At 43.7% G+C, this 17,945-nt stretch carries 11 protein-coding genes and 1 pseudogene; 5 read left to right on the top strand and 7 right to left on the bottom strand.

The window, feature by feature from the left end:
• Positions 1-362: 362 nt before the first annotated feature.
• From KQP79_RS04205 to KQP79_RS04195, 3 genes and pseudogenes are all read right to left on the bottom strand, one after another.
• Positions 363-3,218: pseudogene (locus KQP79_RS04205) on the bottom strand (bifunctional fucokinase/fucose-1-phosphate guanylyltransferase); the annotation flags it as partial.
• A gap of 119 nt (positions 3,219-3,337) precedes the next feature.
• Positions 3,338-4,021: an HAD family hydrolase gene (locus KQP79_RS04200; protein ID WP_004312359.1), complete on the bottom strand. Its 684-nt coding sequence runs from the start codon at positions 4,019-4,021 to the stop codon at positions 3,338-3,340.
• 23 nt (positions 4,022-4,044) lie between these two features.
• The gene (locus tag KQP79_RS04195; protein ID WP_004306654.1) at positions 4,045-4,866 is read right to left on the bottom strand and encodes a hypothetical protein; all 822 of its coding nucleotides are present in this window, start codon (positions 4,864-4,866) and stop codon (positions 4,045-4,047) included.
• A 190-nt stretch (positions 4,867-5,056) separates the two neighbouring features.
• Here KQP79_RS04195 and KQP79_RS04190 point away from each other — a divergent pair, with 190 nt between their 5' ends.
• The gene (locus KQP79_RS04190) at positions 5,057-5,563 is read left to right on the top strand and encodes a DUF5035 domain-containing protein (protein ID WP_008650173.1); all 507 of its coding nucleotides are present in this window, start codon (positions 5,057-5,059) and stop codon (positions 5,561-5,563) included.
• 157 nt (positions 5,564-5,720) lie between these two features.
• On the opposite strand, the gene KQP79_RS04185 is transcribed toward KQP79_RS04190, so the two are convergent.
• Genes KQP79_RS04185 through lysS form a run of 3 tightly spaced genes read right to left on the bottom strand, consistent with a single transcriptional unit; the run spans position 5,721 to position 9,826 of the window.
• Positions 5,721-7,058, bottom strand: coding sequence for a glucose-6-phosphate isomerase (locus KQP79_RS04185; RefSeq protein ID WP_008650174.1), 1,338 nt, complete (start codon positions 7,056-7,058; stop codon positions 5,721-5,723).
• An 18-nt stretch (positions 7,059-7,076) separates the two neighbouring features.
• Entirely contained in the window at positions 7,077-8,072 is a 996-nt protein-coding gene (locus KQP79_RS04180) for an NAD(P)H-dependent glycerol-3-phosphate dehydrogenase (RefSeq protein WP_004299378.1), read from the bottom strand.
• A 26-nt stretch (positions 8,073-8,098) separates the two neighbouring features.
• A complete protein-coding gene (gene lysS, locus KQP79_RS04175; protein WP_004306657.1) occupies positions 8,099-9,826 on the bottom strand; it encodes a lysine--tRNA ligase in 1,728 nt (575 codons plus the stop codon).
• 105 nt (positions 9,827-9,931) lie between these two features.
• On the opposite strand from lysS, the gene KQP79_RS04170 reads away from it, so the two are divergent.
• A complete protein-coding gene (locus KQP79_RS04170) occupies positions 9,932-11,284 on the top strand; it encodes an MATE family efflux transporter (protein WP_032856310.1) in 1,353 nt (450 codons plus the stop codon).
• Here the strand turns inward: KQP79_RS04170 and KQP79_RS04165 are convergent.
• Positions 11,274-12,134 (bottom strand): AraC family transcriptional regulator, encoded by an 861-nt coding sequence (locus KQP79_RS04165; protein ID WP_004312365.1) that lies wholly within the window; start codon positions 12,132-12,134, stop codon positions 11,274-11,276. The two genes, KQP79_RS04170 and KQP79_RS04165, sit on opposite strands and share 11 nt — an antisense overlap.
• A gap of 179 nt (positions 12,135-12,313) precedes the next feature.
• On the opposite strand from KQP79_RS04165, the gene KQP79_RS04160 reads away from it, so the two are divergent.
• Genes KQP79_RS04160 through KQP79_RS04150 form a run of 3 tightly spaced genes read left to right on the top strand, consistent with a single transcriptional unit; the run spans position 12,314 to position 17,897 of the window.
• On the top strand, positions 12,314-13,384 hold the full coding sequence (locus KQP79_RS04160) for an efflux RND transporter periplasmic adaptor subunit (protein WP_004312366.1): 1,071 nt from the start codon (positions 12,314-12,316) through the stop codon (positions 13,382-13,384).
• A complete protein-coding gene (locus KQP79_RS04155; protein ID WP_009038786.1) occupies positions 13,381-16,521 on the top strand; it encodes an efflux RND transporter permease subunit in 3,141 nt (1,046 codons plus the stop codon). The genes KQP79_RS04160 and KQP79_RS04155 overlap by 4 nt, the downstream gene beginning before the upstream one ends.
• Positions 16,518-17,897 carry a TolC family protein gene (locus KQP79_RS04150; protein ID WP_061447788.1) on the top strand — a complete coding sequence of 460 codons (1,380 nt, stop codon included), beginning with the start codon at positions 16,518-16,520 and terminating at the stop codon, positions 17,895-17,897. Before KQP79_RS04155 ends, KQP79_RS04150 begins: the two co-directional genes overlap by 4 nt.
• The last annotated feature ends 48 nt before the right edge of the window (positions 17,898-17,945 follow it).

Raw genomic sequence — 17,945 nt, 5'->3', positions numbered from 1 at the left:
AAAAGGATTCTCGTGAGAAATGCTAACTTTGTAGATATGAAAAAGTAAGGAATGATATTCTGTAGTAGTATGTTCATAGCTTTCCAGATGTAGACATTTGACGATAAATTATATTAATCCCAATAAATATAAATAAGAATGGAAGAAGCTAGAAAAAAGAAATGGGGTAGTGTTGCGCTGATTATCGGAGCTATTGCTTTTATCATTATTATGATTTACTTTACAGTTATTTCAAGTCTCAACATGTAAAACAGATCATTATGGCGTTGAAAAATTAAAGCTTGGACATTTCGTTTGAATCTGTCCAAGCTTGTTTTTTATGGTTCCGGATGATTGACCGGCAATATGGTAACGCTTTCTCTTTAGCTTCTTGAAACCTGAAGTCCCTTATCAGAAAGAGTCATTTCTACAAAACGAGCACGAGGATTGGGGGCTTGTTCCGTCAGTATCCGTCGGATTTGTCCGGCTGCTTGCGGGTCTTTGGCTACCATATATAAATAGCCTCCGCCACCTGCACCGGGGAGTTTGTATCCCAGGGTGTAATCCTTGATTTTTTCGATAATGGCTGCTACTGCCGGTGGATTGGTTCCGCAGTCTAATGCCTGGTTCTGTATCCAGGTTTTGCCGACCAAACGACCGAAACTCTCGAAATTACTTCGTAAAATGGCTTCACTCATATCCATTGCATGAGCTTTCATTTCGGCCAGCAAGCTTAGATGCGGACCGGAATTGAGGAACATGGAACTGACGATCTCTGCCAAAATACTTTTAGCAGTACGAGTAATTCCCGTATAATATAACAGATGACAGTCGCGGTAATCAGGATGAACAAAGAACTGATCGGGTAACCAGCGTACTAATGGATTCTGTTCGAAACCAGCTTCGGATTGAAGCAACTTAATACCGGAAAAGACACCGCCATATTGATCTTGCCAACCTCCTCCAGTGGTCAGGAGCTGTTCTAATACTAATGTGTAACTACATATATCATTTTTATCCCAAGCCAATCCGCAGAAATCATTGATTGCTCCGAGCACGGTAGATGCCAGTATGGAACTGGTTCCCAAGCCAGAGCCCGCAGGAATAGCAGCCAGCAGAGTAATTTCGATTCCTGAACCGAAATCTTCCAGCTGTTTAGCTAAAGAAGGATAAGATTCCGTAGAGAATGCCGGTGCAAAGCCCGCCAATGTAAGGGCGGCTTTCGGAATAGAGAATGGAGAACCTACCTTTTTATAATCTTGCAGTTCCTCGTAATTCCTTATCACTTCCATTGCACCCATGTCGATAGAGCGAAGAGTGATGTGATATTCCTTGCATGGTTTCACATATACTTGTAGCGGTGGTTGACCGTTTAGTTCGATAGCAAGATTTACAACACTTCCCCCTGAATAAAGAGAGTAGGGAGGTGTGTCCGTCCACCCTCCGGCCACATCAATACGCACAGGACTGCGTCCCCATACGATTTGATCGGAATAAACGTTGAGTATGGGATGGCTCTTTCGTTCGCTCATTACCCCCAATAAACCGTCGCGAAGCAGTTGAAAGGCTGCCTGTTCCTCTTTGGCACAATCCTTGTCTTCATGTAGTTTCATGATACGTGCACGAAGCATCCGGTTGTGTATCCGTAACATGGGGGCAGCATCTTCTTTCAAGACGTCAGGCATGCCCAGATTGAAACGTACAAATTCATTTGCGGCATCCAGCAAATCGAGTTGATAGAATACGCTCTTCTCATAATTGGCCGCCAATCCTTTCCAGTTCTCCTTGCGGAAAGCATTGCGCTGTTCGTAAAGACGCTTGAGGTTGGCGTTTGCGGATATTTCGTCTGCAGAAACTTTTTCTGCTTTCAACCAAAGTTTTTTCCCTTCTTCCAGTTGTGGCTCCGAGGTCATCCAGCGTACTAATATGCCTAAATCTTCCACAGAAGCCACTTTGGGGAAGATGGATGCCGATTGTAAATCATCTGTACGCCCTTTTATATCCTCCCAGGTAATTCCTCTATCTTCCATCCAACGGGTAAAAGGAACATTAAGGTAAGTAGTCGTTATTTTGTCCAACGCTCCTTTGAATACATCATCCAATCCATACGGACGCGCAACAAACTCATTCTCACCGATAGGAATAATGTCAATGCAAACCCCATCCGGCAAATTGATGCTCCACTGGTTTTCAGGAACTCCTGTAATAATCTGGCGGGAACCTAATTTCCATTCTTTTCCCACATGGCTATTCTCAATCCATAAATTGGCGTTGTCGGCAGAAAGAGAAACTTGTGTGATGGAATTCTGTATAAAGATAGCCGGATTTGGCTTTACTTTCCGGTGCATGATTCTTCTTTGGTCCCGTACCTTGTCCTGTATGGCTAAAGTAGAAGAAATCAGTTCGTGACTTGTGCCGTAATGGTAGAATTCTCCACCTGGCAACGGCAATATAGCTACGGATAACTGATTGATTTCTTCATCTTTCGTTTTAGGATGCTCTCCCAAAGCCAAACCATAGTCCGAGTATAAGTCATAATAAGTAATATCCTTCGTACCTTCTTTCAATGACCGTTTCATCAATACTTCTATGGCGCGGTCACTCAAAATCCAGATGCCGATATCCATCAGGAAAAGATGAGTTTTCGACAATCCTTCCAACTCTTCCAAAGAAGGTTTCTGCAACATGAAATCGAGCACCTCCGGTTTTTTCCGGTCGGAAACAAACACGCCATGATGAGTTGCCAATGAAGGATTCACCCACAGCCCGTAGCATACTACATCTGCGTTCGGAATATCCTGAAGCGGTTTTTCCGAACGGATATATACGTCTCCGCTAGCAATCAGCGTATTCAGACCGGCCGGAGCCTGATTCATAATCCTTTCATAGAGCGGGAGCTGCAATGATAACAGATTCTGTCCCAGCTTTTGTCCTCTTTCCCAACTGAAGATCGGGATAGGAGTTAATATTTTGCCGGAAGGGCCGTAGCTGGGTAGCCGACGGCTTTGTCCGCCTGCATGGAGCAATATTTTTTTTTCGTGTCCTATCCAGTTGCTGAAAGACTCTTGTGGAGCGAATGCCTGATGGCAAGCTTGCAATAACCATGTGGTTCCGCCGCCGGAGCCTAGTTTGCTCCCTATGGGGTCTGATGTACAAAACCAATCGGTATGGTTAACTTCTTCCAGTTCGTGGAAGCAATGGATCAAATTGGGTGGTAAAGATAATAACTTTTGCATAGTAGAATCTGCGTTGGCTTAGATAGAATCTAAGCGAATTAAACTCCCGTAAAAATACTATTTATATTCCTGCTTTTCAATATTTTTCTTCTGTTTTGAAGAATAAATTTTCTTTTCAGCTTTTAGATGTCATTTTCAGTCATCATGTCCCAGGTGTCATTAAGTGCCTGCATGGATGGAAATAATAAATCAGCCCCGGCATCCAGCAACACTTGCCCGTTCAAAGGACCCGTATTGACTGCTATGGTGAAAATACCCGCGTTGTGTCCGGCTTCCACTCCTAACGGAGCGTTTTCTACTACAACCGCTTCATCCGCTTTGATCCCTCCTTTTTTCAAAGCCATCAAATACGGCTCGGGATTGGGTTTGCCATATTTTACATCGAACGCTGTAACCATCAGTTCTTTGTGAAACATTCCCGGATAGTGGTGTTCCAGCCGTTCGAGCAGGGATAACTGACCGGAGCCGGTGACCACCATCGGAATCAGCCCGTCCTTCTTCACTTTTTGCAGTAACTCCCATGCACCGGGCATAGGCTTTGCTTCGGGATATGAATTGAACAAAACACTTTTCTCCTGATAGATACTTTCTATCTCCTCCTGTGTGGCTTCTCTACCCAATTCACGTTGAAAAACAATATTGATTGTAGAGGCTCCTGTCCGTCCTTCATGCATATATGCTTCTTCGCGACTAAGAGTGAGCCCATGAGATTTCATTACTTTATGCCAGGCTTCCGAATGATAAGGCATAGAGTCAAAGAGTACGCCGTCCATGTCAAACAGGACGGCTTTCAGTTTCTTTTTCATACTTTGTACGTTGCGGAATCTTTTTAAGATGATATTTTATTTTTTATGAGCATTTTCTTCAGATCAGACACGGGAATAACTACATCGTATTGTTTCCCGGAATCCTTGCCGATATATCTGTAGGTAATATTTTTATTGTTCTCCACGCAGGTTTTTATGAATATCTGGGTGGCAGGATCGGTCTGACTTGCTAGCGTTGACACAATACCCTCTTTCACTTCAGCTGCGTTTTCTTCAATCTGGCTGATAGGACACAACTCTTCGTCCACACTGCATATATAAACAACCGATTCACCTATGATTTCGATTTTTTCGACAACGACTTCTTCACTGGCCTGCATTGGAAATTGCAGATTCGCCATTTTCAGTTGCGCTTCAAGCTTTGTCTGTCCGCTTTGTGCCGGGTCGGCATTTGTATTGATAACCTCTTTCAATTCTTCGGCAGTAAGTTCGCAAACCGCTTGTTCGCCCGACTTATTCCCTACAAATATCATGTGTAATCCGGAATTACACTTAGCCATCAATTTCAGCATTTCCTTTACATCAGCAGCCGGATTCTGAAACATCATTTTGATAGATGATTTCATGCTTTCCGGATTATCTTTCAAAATCTTAATATTGGTAATTTCCTCGTTCATGTTGAGAGTGTACACTACGTTATCCCCGTCGTAGATGATACTGGTAATATTGCCGACTTCTCCCATGTCCAGCGGACACTGTTTGTTGGCTATCCCGATTACAGTTTTGAGTTTGGCTTCCTGACAACCGGTCATGACTATCATTAGCAATGATACGCTACATAGTAGCATGAGTCCACTGGACTTCTTTAATAAATTTCCTGCCATTCTATTTGTTTTTTAAGTTTGATTCGCTTCATCTACAACTGTATACGAGGCAAAGATAACGATAAAAAATGAGAGATAAGTTAGAAAGGGAAGATAGTTGCAAATGACGCTCCCAAGCGATTAACTACATAATTATTTGCTGTTTAGAAGAATATGTGTATTTTTGTAACGTTATAAACTCGACGATAGCATGAAAAAGAGAGTATTATTGTTGCTACCATTGTTTTTAGGCGCCTGCTCTGATAGTGGGGAAAGTCCTGTTATCAAGATAGAAAAGCTTTATGCGAAGATCGAATCGGACGGTGAAAATACCAGTTCCGATGAAAAAGACTATGCGAATCAGAGGGAGGAACTGCCCGCCTTGAAAGTGGGAGATGAAGTGAAAGCCTTTCTGCTTTTGGATGGAAATGGGGCAGAACTGAAAACCTTTAAACTTCAGAATGACGATGAAGTGGATACCAAACTCTTTTATGAGCAAACAGAAGTATCTACAGAGGGAAATCTGACAGATGTGGAAAAAGGACAGCTTCGTTTTAAGGATGGGGTGTCAAAAGCCAAAATTATGGTGATTGCGACCATTAAACAGGTAGATAAGAACGGTGATGTGAAATTAGAGTTCTATCTTTCTTCCAAAGCCGAATGTGAAGGAGCACAGGAAGAAATCGGTTTGAAGACGAAAGTGGAAGATGAGAAGTAGAAGTGGTGAGCAGTAAACGGTACAACGGGCAATAAGCGGTACAATCGGAAACTGCAATCAATTGAATATAATAATGAACGGTGAACAAATCCATGTATATAGCATAGTTGTTCACCGTTCATTGTTTATAGTTTACCGTTTATAAAACGTTCTTGATTTATAGTTTTGCACGGATTGCTTTTGATTCCTCTTCATAACCCGGTTTGTCCAGCAAGGCAAACATATTCTTTTTGTATGCTTCCACACCCGGTTGGTTGAATGGGTTCACGCCCAACAAATAACCGCTGATACCACAAGCCTTTTCGAAGAAATAGAGCAGACCACCAATGTTGTATTCGCTCAATTCCGGAAGTACGATGCGCATATTAGGTACGCCACCGTCTACGTGAGCCAGCTGCGTTCCCAGTTCGGCCATCTTGTTCACTTCGTCCACACGCTTGCCGGCTAAGAAGTTCAAGCCGTCCAGATTTGCTTCGTCAGAAGGAACTTCCAGTTTGTGGTTAACTTTCTCTACTGAAATCACAGTTTCGAAGATAGAACGTTCGCCTTCCTGAATCCATTGACCCATAGAATGAAGGTCTGTAGAGAAATCTACCGATGCAGGGAAGATACCCTTATTGTCTTTTCCTTCCGATTCTCCGTAAAGCTGTTTCCACCATTCGCTTACATAGTGCAGTTTCGGGCAGAAGTTAACGAGGATTTCGATCTTCTTGCCATTCCTGTACAACTCATTGCGGGTAGCAGCATAAATAGCAGCCGGGTTTTCAGTAAATGCAACGTCCGATCCGCATACTTTTTCCATATCGGCAGCACCGGCAACCAGTTTGTCGATATCAAATCCGGCTACTGCGATAGGCAGCAAACCAACCGGAGTCAGTACAGAGAAACGTCCGCCTACGTTGTCAGGGATGATAAATGTTTTATATCCTTCTTTGTCAGCTGTAACACGGGCAGCACCTTTTTTAGCGTCCGTCACAGCAACGATTACTTTCTTTGCAGTTTCTTTACCGCGCTGATCTTCACATTGCTTTTTCAGCAAACGGAAAGCAAGAGCAGTTTCGGTAGTAGTTCCTGATTTAGAAATATTGATGACACCGAATTTCTTATCTTTCAGATATTCAGTCAGTTCGTACAGATAATCTTCGCTGATATTGTGTCCTGCATAGATCATGACAGGAGCCGTTTTCTTTTCCTGCAGCCAAGTGAAGCTGTTAGACAAAGCTTCGATTACGGCACGGGCACCCAGATAGCTGCCACCGATACCGGCAACGATTACTACTTCACAGTTATCTCTTAATACTTTTGCTGTAGCGTTCAGGTCGGCTAAGTGTTCTTTAGTGATAGAAGAAGGCAAATGCAACCATCCTAAAAAGTCATTACCTTTGCCTGTACCTTTTTCAAGCATTTCCTGTGCGGCTTTTACTTCAGCTTCGTAAGCAAAAACCTTTTCTTTGGAGATAAATCCAAATGTCTTTTCAATGTTTAAACTAATCATATCGTTCTTGTTTAAAGATTATCTAAAAGAGTCAGTCAGCAATTTAATCTCGATCATTGGTGAGATACGTTCGTATAGGATGTTATACACAGCGTCCAGTATCGGCATATTGACATGATGATGCTTATTGATTTCTTTGATACATTTCGTACCATAGTAACCCTCTGCAATCATTTCCATTTCAATTTGCGCACTCTTCACGGAATACCCTTTACCTATCATCGTTCCGAAAGTACGGTTACGACTAAAGTTGGAGTAGCCGGTCACCAATAAATCCCCCAGATAAACAGATTCATCCACGTTTCTGTTCAACGGATGCACCGTGTTCAGGAAACGATTCATTTCCTGAATGGCGTTAGAAATCAATACAGCCTGGAAGTTGTCGCCATATTTCAGTCCGCTACAGATACCGGCAGCAATGGCATACACGTTTTTGAGCACCGAACTGTATTCGATACCCGCCACGTCATCACTGACAGATGTTTTGATAAAACTGCTTCCCAGACGGCGTGCGAAGATACGTGCCTTGTCTTTATCAGGGCAGGCGATAGTCAGGTAGGAGAGTCGCTCCAAAGCTACTTCTTCTGCGTGGCAGGGACCTGCAAGGACTGCTATGTTTTCTGGTGGCACACCATATTCTTTTGTGAAGTATTCCGATACAATAACGTTGTCATCGGGTACGATTCCTTTGATAGCGGTGATGATAAACTTATCTTTTATCTTGGTTTTCAACTTTTTCAGATGCGCCTTCAGATAAGGAGAGGGAGTGACGAAGATCAGTGTATCCGATTCTTTCACAACATCGTTGATGTTGGAACTGAAAGTGATGCGTCTCGTATCAAATTTCACTCCTGTCAGATAAGCCGGATTGTGCCCTAATCGTTTAAAATCGGCAATGCGGTCGTCTCGCCGCATGTACCAATTGATAGAGTCCTCTTGGGCCAGACACATCTTTGCGATGGCTGTAGCCCAACTTCCTCCGCCCATTATCGCTATCTTGCCGGGTAATTTCATTTGTATGGATTTGGATGAAGAACTTATTAAATTTTCTGTATCCACTCAGTTACGTCGTTTACCGACGGATTGGTCAGTTCTAATTTATATTTCTTGTTAATGCCGCAGATGTCCTGGTGCAGCTTCTGCGGATTGACATCTTTCATGTCGGCAACTGTGTTGTAACCGGCTTTTTGAATCACCGGAACCCAGTCTTCTGCGATTCCCAATTCCATGTATTTGGCAGCAGCGTCTTTTTTCACTACTTTTTCCGGGCGCATTTGCGGGAAGAACAATACTTCCTGAATGGTAGTCTGTCCGGTCATTAACATCACCAGACGGTCGATACCGATACCGATACCCGATGTAGGAGGCATACCGTATTGTAAAGCGCGCAGGAAGTCCTGATCGATAATCATCGCTTCGTCGTCTCCCTTGTCGGCCAAACGCATTTGTTCTTTGAAACGTTCTTCCTGATCCAGCGGATCGTTCAATTCCGAGTAGGCATTAGCCAGCTCTTTACCGTTCACCATCAGTTCGAAACGTTCGGTCAGTCCCGGTTTAGAGCGGTGCATCTTGGTCAGCGGAGACATTTCAACCGGATAATCGGTGATGAAAGTCGGCTGGATATATGTACCTTCGCAGAATTCTCCGAAAATTTCATCAATCAGCTTGCCTTTACCCATCGTCTCGTCGATTTCTTCCATCTTCAGTTCTTTGCAGACTTGGCGGATTTCCTCTTCGCTCTTGCCGTTCAGGTCATATCCTGTCTTTTCTTTGATAGCGTCCAGAATAGGCAGACGGCGGTAAGGAGCTTTGAAGTTGATGGTTTTTCCGTCAACCACTGTTTCTGTGCTACCGTTTACTGCGATACAAATACGTTCCAACAACTTTTCGGTGAAATTCATCATCCAGTTGTAATCCTTATATTGTACGTAGAGTTCCATACAAGTGAACTCCGGGTTATGGGTTTTGTCCATACCCTCGTTACGGAAGTTCTTACCTATTTCATATACACCTTCAAAACCACCTACGATCAGTCGCTTCAGATAAAGTTCTGTTGCGATACGCAGGTAAAGATCCATGTCCAGTGAGTTATGGTGAGTGATGAACGGTCGTGCGCTTGCTCCACCGGCAATAGATTGCAAGATGGGAGTTTCCACTTCCGTGTAACCGGCTTCGTCCAAAGCATTGCGCAATGTTTTCACAACAGTGGCACGTTTCAGGAATGTTTCTTTGATACCGTCGTTCACTACCAGGTCCACATAGCGTTGGCGATAACGGAGTTCGGGATCTTCAAAAGAGTCATAAGCTACCCCGTCTTTGTATTTAACGATAGGCAACGGTTTGATAGACTTTGCAAGTACAGTCAGTTTCTTAGCATGGATACTGATTTCACCCATTTGTGTGCGGAACACGAAACCTTCGATACCGATAAAGTCACCTAAGTCGAGCAGGCGTTTGAATACAGAGTTGTACAGTTCCTTGTCTTCTCCCGGGCAGATATCATCGCGGGTGATGTACACCTGGATGCGACCTTTAGAGTCTTGCAATTCAACGAAAGATGCTTTACCCATCACGCGGCGGCTCATGATACGGCCGGCTACGGAAACTTGGCGTGGCTCCTCGTCGTCTTTAAATTCAGCTTTAATATCTGTAGAGAAAGCATTGGTTACATACTCTGCTGCAGGGTATGGATCAATACCCATCGCACGAAGCTCATTCAGGCTGTTGCGTCGAATGATTTCCTGTTCACTTAGTTCTAATATATTCATTTCGTTACGTATTAACTCAATTTTGGAGGCAAAAATACGAAACTTTTCTCATATATCCTGTAATCCACCTCTTTTTTGTATCTTTGCCGTCTCAAACTAATAGGTATGACAGGACAAAAGACACCCACTGCGTTGGGTACGGAAAAGATTGGGAAGCTTTTAATGCAGTATGCCATTCCGGCAATTATCGCCATGACGGCGTCTTCTCTTTACAATATGGTAGATAGTATTTTTATCGGTCACGGGGTAGGTGCGATGGCTATTTCCGGGTTGGCATTAACTTTCCCGCTAATGAATCTTGCCGCGGCTTTCGGCTCGTTGGTCGGTGTCGGTGCGGCTACATTGATTTCGGTGAAGCTAGGACAGAAAGATTATGATACCGCACAGCAGGTTTTGGGAAATGTGTTTGTATTAAACCTTATTATAGGTATCTCTTTTACGGTAATCGTTCTTCCTTTTCTCGATCCGATACTTTACTTTTTCGGAGGAAGCGATGAAACGGTGAAGTATGCCCGTGAATTTATGCAGGTTATCTTGCTCGGAAATGTGGTTACCCATTTATATCTGGGGCTGAATGCAGTGCTCCGTGCTTCGGGCCATCTGCAGAAAGCGATGATGGCAACAATAACGACAGTGATAATCAATGTATTGCTTGCTCCATTGTTTATTTTTGTATTCGACTGGGGAATCCGTGGGGCGGCTACGGCTACGGTTTGTGCGCAGTTGATTGCATTGGTCTGGCAGCTTCATCTGTTCTGCCGCAAAGATGAACTGATACGGTTGAAAAAGGGGATTTTTCGTTTGAAACGGAAAATCGTGTTGGATTCGCTGGCTATTGGTATGTCTCCCTTTCTGATGAATATGGCGTCTTGCTTTATTGTGATTCTGATTAATCAGGGATTAAAAGAGCATGGAGGTGATTTGGCGATCGGTGCATTCGGTATTGTTAATCGTATTGTTTTTGTCTTTATTATGATTGTATTGGGACTAAACCAAGGGATGCAGCCCATTGCGGGATATAATTTTGGTGCGAAGCTCTATCCTCGTGTGACGGAAGTACTGAAAGTAACCATTTGTTGTGCAACTGTAGTGACAACGATTGGTTTTCTGATCGGTATGTTTATTCCGGAAATCGTATCTTCCATCTTTACTTCGGACGAAGAGTTAATCAGCATTGCTTCTAAAGGTTTTCGTATTGTGGTATTTTTCTACCCGATTGTTGGGTTTCAGATGGTAGCTTCCAACTTCTTCCAGAGTATTGGAATGGCAAGTAAAGCCATTTTCTTGTCGCTGACGCGGCAGATGTTATTTCTCGTTCCCTGTTTATTGATTCTACCTCACTATTATGGACAAATGGGCGTTTGGGCCAGTATGCCTGTGGCAGATTTGGCGGCTAGTCTTATATCCGGAGGAATGTTGTGGTGGCAGTTCCGGCAGTTTAAGAAAGTTACTGTTTGATAAGTTTGTTCCGATATTCTTTAGGAGATATACCGACATACTGCTTGAAATATTTCCCGAAGAATGATTGTGTGGGGAAGTTGAGTTTGGTTGCTATTTCCTTAATACTTAAATCGGTATTATCGAGCAGATATTTAGCTTCTGTAATGACATTCTGTATAATCCACTGCAAAGCACTGCTCCCTGATTTCTCCTTGATGACAGAAGAAAAATATCGGGCGGACAAGCATTGCTTGTCTGCATAAAAAGTAACATCACGTTCCTGACGATAATATCGATAAAGGGTAATCATGAAATTTTGGAAGATCTTATCCTTTTTATCCTGTGGCAGTGGTGTTTGGGGTTCGTTACTGAAATAAATGTTTAATAACTCATAGCATATCACCTGTCCCCAGGATTTGATTAATTCAGAAATTAAATGTTGTTTCTGACGGGAACTGTTACAGATATTCTCCCTGTTAATTCGTTTTTCTACAGATTTGAGCAAGTTCTCTACAAATGTATATTGCTCTTCAGAGAGCGACAGGCAGGGATTTTCCCGCAAATAAAGCAAATTTTCCGAGTTAGCTACTTTGTTTACTATTGGTATGACATAATCCAGGTCGACCTCTATCATGATTCCTTCCAAGTCTGCGCTTCTTTGGCGTATCTGTAGAAGGTTGGCTGCTGTATATATGAAAAGATTCCTTTTGTTAATCTGATATGGTCTACCTCCCAACAGGATTTCCGCCTGTCCTTTCTGGCAGAGGAAAAGTCCGCATTGGTTGAATTCGGAAATAATGCATCCTTCTTTCATGGAAGTATCTTCCGGAGATATTATAACATACTTGAATGGCATCAGTGGTTCCATATTCCTTTTCGTTGAAATGAATTTCTTTACAAAGTAATAAACAAATAAATACAAATAGCAAACTATTTCGGCTTTTTATCTTAGGTAACGTACAAATAGAACAATGTTTCGTCTAAATCAACCTTTCTCCTCATGTTTGCTTGGGATACTTTTGTGGCAACTAACTAATAAGTGAAAATATGAGACGATTAGACTTCTTATTAACAGGATTTTTAGCAGTTCTGTTGACTTCGTGTGGGCAACGTGTACAAAACACAGACAGTAAGCCGGCAGTGAAGATTGATACCGTACTTTCTGCCGACAGACAAATAGCTTTGCAGTTTCCGGGACGGGTGAAAGCGGCACAGGACATAAGTCTGTCTTTCCGGGTGAGTGGTACTATTCAGTATATGCATGTAAATGACGGTGCCTATGTGCGTAAAGGGCAATTACTGGCAGAATTAGATCCGACAGACTATCAGATTCAGCTGGATGCGACAGAAGCAGAATATCAAAGTGTGAAAGCGGAGGCGGAACGGGTGATGGCACTTTATAAGGAAAATGTGACAACACCGGATGCTAACGATAAGGCCGTGTACGGATTGAGACAGATTACCGCCAAATATAACCATGCTAAAGACCAGTTGGCATACACCCGTTTGTATGCTCCTTTTAGCGGATATGTGCAGAAACGTCTTTTTGATTCCCATGAGACGGTAGCTGCCGGTATGCCCGTCGTTTCCATCATCAGTGAGGGAAGCCCGGAGGTGGAGATTAATCTTCCGGCAGTGGAATATATTCGTCGACAGCAGTTTACCCGCTACTATTGTACATTCGATATTTATCCTCATCAAAGATATGCTTTGGAACTGATTAGTGTCACCCCTAAGGCAAATGCCAATCAGTTGTACACCATGCGGCTTCAACTGAAAAAAGAAGATAAACAGGTAGTTCCATCGCCCGGCATGAATACAATGGTAACTATCGAATGTAGTGAAGGAGATGTGCGTAACCTGTCGGTTCCCGGTGGAGCGATTCTTCGTGAGAACGGGCGTACGAGTATCTTTCTTTATGATGCTTCCAGTCACGCTATTCGCCGTTGTGATGTGACCGTCACCCGTCTGCTTAGCGACGGCAGATGCCTGATTACTTCAGACGGAGCGAATCCCGGTGATTTGGTTGTCGCTTCGGGGGTGCATCATGTAAAAGAGGGAGAACAGGTGGAACCGCTTCTTCCGGCTGCTGAAACCAATGTGGGAGGACTGCTATGATTGATATTAGTAAATGGGCATTTGAGAACAAGAAGTTAATCTACTTCCTGATTGCCGTACTGATTGTAGGAGGAGCTTATTCCAGTTATGAAATGAGTAAACTGGAAGACCCAGAAATAACGGTAAAGCTTGCCATGGTAGTCACCACCTATCCCGGTGCGTCTGCGCATCAGGTAGAATTAGAGGTGACGGATGTACTGGAGAAGAATATTCGCTCCATGGGGAATATAGATAATGTGGAAAGTTATTCCTACAACGATCTCTCCCTGATTCAGGTAGAACTGAAAACGACTGTCAAAGAGACGGACGTAGAACAATGCTGGGATCTGTTGCGTCGTAAAGTGGCGAACGCACAGGCAGAACTTCCCGAAGGTGCCAGTCCTTCTATTGTAAAAGATGATTTTGGAAATGTTTACGGAATGTTTTTCGCTTTGACGGGTGACGGACTTTCCGATAGGGAACTGTCTGATTATTCAGAACTGGTGAAACGTGAAGTCAGCGAACTGGATGGGGTGGAACGCGTCGACTTATACGGTAAACGTCCCGAATGTATTAATATCTCTCTTTTGCAAGACCGGATGGCTAACTTGGGTGTGAAACCCGCCGAAGTGCTAGCCACATTGAACGGACAGAACCAAACGACTTATACTGGTTACTATGATAATGGCGATAATCGTATCCGGGTGACAGTCAGTGACAAGTTTAAGACGGTGGAGGATATCGGTCGTATGCTGATTCAGGGACATGATGCCGATCAGTTGCGGTTGAGTGATATAGCCCGTATTGAGAAAGATTATGAAGATCCTACCCGCAACGAATTGTTTTATGACCGTCAGCGTGCGATAGGAATAATGGTGGCCGCTTCTTCGGATGCCGACATTATCAAAGTGGGGCATCAAGTGGAAAAGAAATTGGAGCAACTGAAAGTCGAACGCCTTCCAGCAGGAGTAGAGTGTCATAAAGTTTTCTATCAGCCGGAACGCGTAGGCAGTTCGTTGGGGACGTTCATTCTTAATCTGATAGAATCTGTGATTATCGTAGTTGTTATTCTGATGATTGCTATGGGATTTAAGAGCGGGGTGATTATCGGTATCAGTTTGGTAGTGACGGTATTCGGTTCCTTCCTGTTCCTTTATTTTATGGATGGTACGATGCAGCGTGTTTCATTGGCCTCGTTCGTGCTTGCGATGGGGATGCTGGTGGATAATGCGATTGTTATCATCGACGGTATTTTGGTAGATTTGAAAGCCGGAAAGAGTCGGATGGAGGCAATGACTGCCATCGGACGGCAGACAGCGATGCCTTTGCTGGGAGCTACTCTGATTGCCATCATCGCTTTTCTTCCTATCTTTATGTCTCCTGATACGGCAGGCGTTTATACGCGCGATTTGTTTATCGTACTCGCTGTTTCCTTATTGCTTAGTTGGGTGCTGGCTTTGGTGCACGTCCCGTTGATGGCTGACCGGATTTTGCATCCGGAAATCTCTGCGGCAACTACTGCTGCCGGAAAACGTGTGTATGAAGGAAAGATTTATGCTGTGCTCCGTTCATTATTGAAATTCAGTCTGGCACATCGTTGGAGTTTTGTGTTTACAATGATTGCTTTGGTATTGCTTTCGGCTTTCAGTTATCGGTTTATGAAGCAGGGCTTTTTCCCGGATATGGTCTACGATCAGCTTTACATGGAATATAAATTGCCGGAAGGGACTAACTCCACTCGTGTAGCACATGACTTGGAAGAAATCGAAGTTTACCTGAAAAAGCGTCCGGAAGTTACACACGTCACTACTTCTATCGGTGGTACACCTGCCCGTTATAACTTGGTGCGTAACGTAGCCAATCCTTCCTTATCTTACGGTGAACTGATTATCGACTTCACCTCTCCGGACGATTTGGTGGATAACATGGCGGAAATTCAACAATATCTTTCACAACATTATCCGGATGCTTACGTAAAGATGAACCGCTACAATCTGATGTTCAAAAAATATCCTATTGAAGCGCAATTTACCGGTCCTGATCCTGCTGTTTTGCATCAGTTGGCAGACAGTGCCCGCAAGATTATGGAGAATTGCCCGGATGTTTACCTGATTACCACGGACTGGGAACCGCAAATTCCGGTACTGACTATTGAATATGACCAGCCTGCGGCACGTGCTATCGGATTGAGCCGTAATGATGTAAGCCTATCTCTACTGACCGCTACCAGCGGCATCCCTATCGGGTCTTTCTACGAAGGTATTCACAAAGATAATATCTACTTGCGTTGCCTGGACGAACACGGAAATCCGATTGAAAACCTGGACAATACGCAGATATTCTCGTCTCTTCCTTCTCTGAACGGTTTGCTGACACAGGAAATGATGATGAAACTGAAGACAGGAACACTATCAAAAGAAGAACTGGTGGAAACGTTGATGGGAACAACTCCGTTAAAACAAATCAGTAAGCGGATTGATGTGAAGTGGGAAGATCCGGTGGTTCCCCGTTATAACGGGCAGCGTAGCCAACGGGTGCAATGTTCTCCTGTTCCGGGGGTAGAAACGGAGAAGGCGCGGCAATCCATTGCCACGCAGATTGAACAGATTCCGCTGCCTGACGGATATCGGCTTCAATGGCAAGGCGAGAGGAACGCCAGCACAAAGTCTATGCAATATCTGTTCAAGAATTTCCCGTTTGCTATCATTCTGATGATATCCATTCTAATCATGCTGTTCAAAGATTACCGGAAACCGGTTATCATCTTCTGTACTATTCCGCTGGTATTTGTCGGTGTTGTTGCTGTAATGCTGCTTACCGGGAAGACATTCAACTTTGTGGCTATCGTCGGTACATTGGGGTTGATCGGTATGATTATTAAGAACGGTATTGTCTTGATGGATGAGATCACTTTGCAGATTAATCAGGGAGTAGAACCTGTGACGGCATTGATAGACAGTTCGCAAAGTCGTCTCCGTCCCGTGATGATGGCTTCGCTGACTACGATTTTGGGAATGATTCCATTGTTGCCGGATGCCATGTTTGGTTCGTTGGCGGCTTCTATCATGGGTGGGTTGCTGTTCGGCACGTTGATAACGTTGCTTTTTATCCCGATTTTGTATGCATTATTCTTTCATATAAAAAAGACAGACAAATGAAAAAAGAAATTCTTGTAGCCATTAGTGTAGCGGGTGTATTGTTCGGCCTGTCGGTTTCTCTTGCCGCGCAAGAAAAACTAAGTCTGGCGCAATGCCGTGAAATGGCACTGAAATATAATAAGGATATGGCTGCCGCTAATAAGCAGACGGAAGCAGCCCGATTGATGTCTCTTAGTTATAAAGCCAATTTCTTCCCTAATTTTACAGCCAACGGAACGGGTATTTATAGCACAGCGGATGGAAGTCTCGGAGTTCCGGGAGGAAACCTTCCGGTTTTCCTGCCCAATCCTGCTACCGGAGAACTGGTATCGAGCGGTTTCGCTTATTTTCCCGGATTGAATCTGGATTATAAGGTCGGAACTGTTTACTCGGGCGGTATACAAGTGGAGCAACCTCTTTATATGGGAGGAAAAATCCGTGCTGCCTATAAAATGTCACTACTGGGAAAAGAAATGGCACACTTGAACGAAGCCTTAACTACTTCGGAAGTTATTCTGAATACAGATAAAGCATACGTGCAGTTAGTGAAAGCCAAGGAAATGAGAAAAGTGGCGGAAAAATATCATAACTTACTAACGGAACTTTTCAAAAATGTGAAGAGTGCTCACCGACATGGCATGAAACCGCAAAATGATGTACTGAAAGTGCAGGTGAAGCTCAACGAGAGTGAACTTTCTTTGCGAAAGGCTGATAACGCCCTCCGTCTTGCGGGTATGAATCTCTGTCATTACATCGGACGCCCTTTGACAGCACAGATTGATATATCTGATGATTTTCCGGAAGTGGAGCAGGAATGGAAAGTGCAGGTTTCTGATATTACCGCCCGTCCTGAATATGGAATCTTGAACAAACAAATAGCCATTGCCGAGCAGGAGGTAAAGCTGAATCGTAGTGAGCTGTTACCGCGTATCGGCGTCAGAGGTAGTTATGATTATCTTCACGGATTGGAAGTCAATGATGAAACTTTGATGAAGAAGGGTGCTTTTTCCGTATTCCTGAATGTCTCTGTTCCTCTGTTTCATTTTGGCGAACGTACCAATAAAGTAAAGTCTGCCAAAGTGAAGTTGGAACAAGCCCGTCTTGAACAGGAAAATGTCAATGAAAAGATGTTGCTGGAGTTGATGCAAGCTGCCAATAATCTGGATGAGGCCCGGTTGGAAACGGAGCTTTCCGAACGTTCGCTGGAACAGGCAGAGGAGAATATGAAAGTCAGTGGTAAGCAATATGAAGTGGGACTGGAAACTCTTTCGGATTATCTGGAAGCACAAGTGCTTTGGCAGCAGGCTTATCAGACGAAAGTGGATGCCCATTTCCAATTGTATGTGAATTATGTGGCTTATTTGAAAGCGGCGGGACAACTCTCGTCGGAGATATGATAAGATTCTCAATGATACTTACCCTTATGAGAAAAAATACTCATACCT

The sequence above is a fragment of the Bacteroides sp. DH3716P genome (assembly GCF_025914115.1).
Taxonomy (GTDB): domain Bacteria; phylum Bacteroidota; class Bacteroidia; order Bacteroidales; family Bacteroidaceae; genus Bacteroides; species Bacteroides ovatus.
This window is presented reverse-complemented; position numbering and strand designations above follow the sequence as displayed.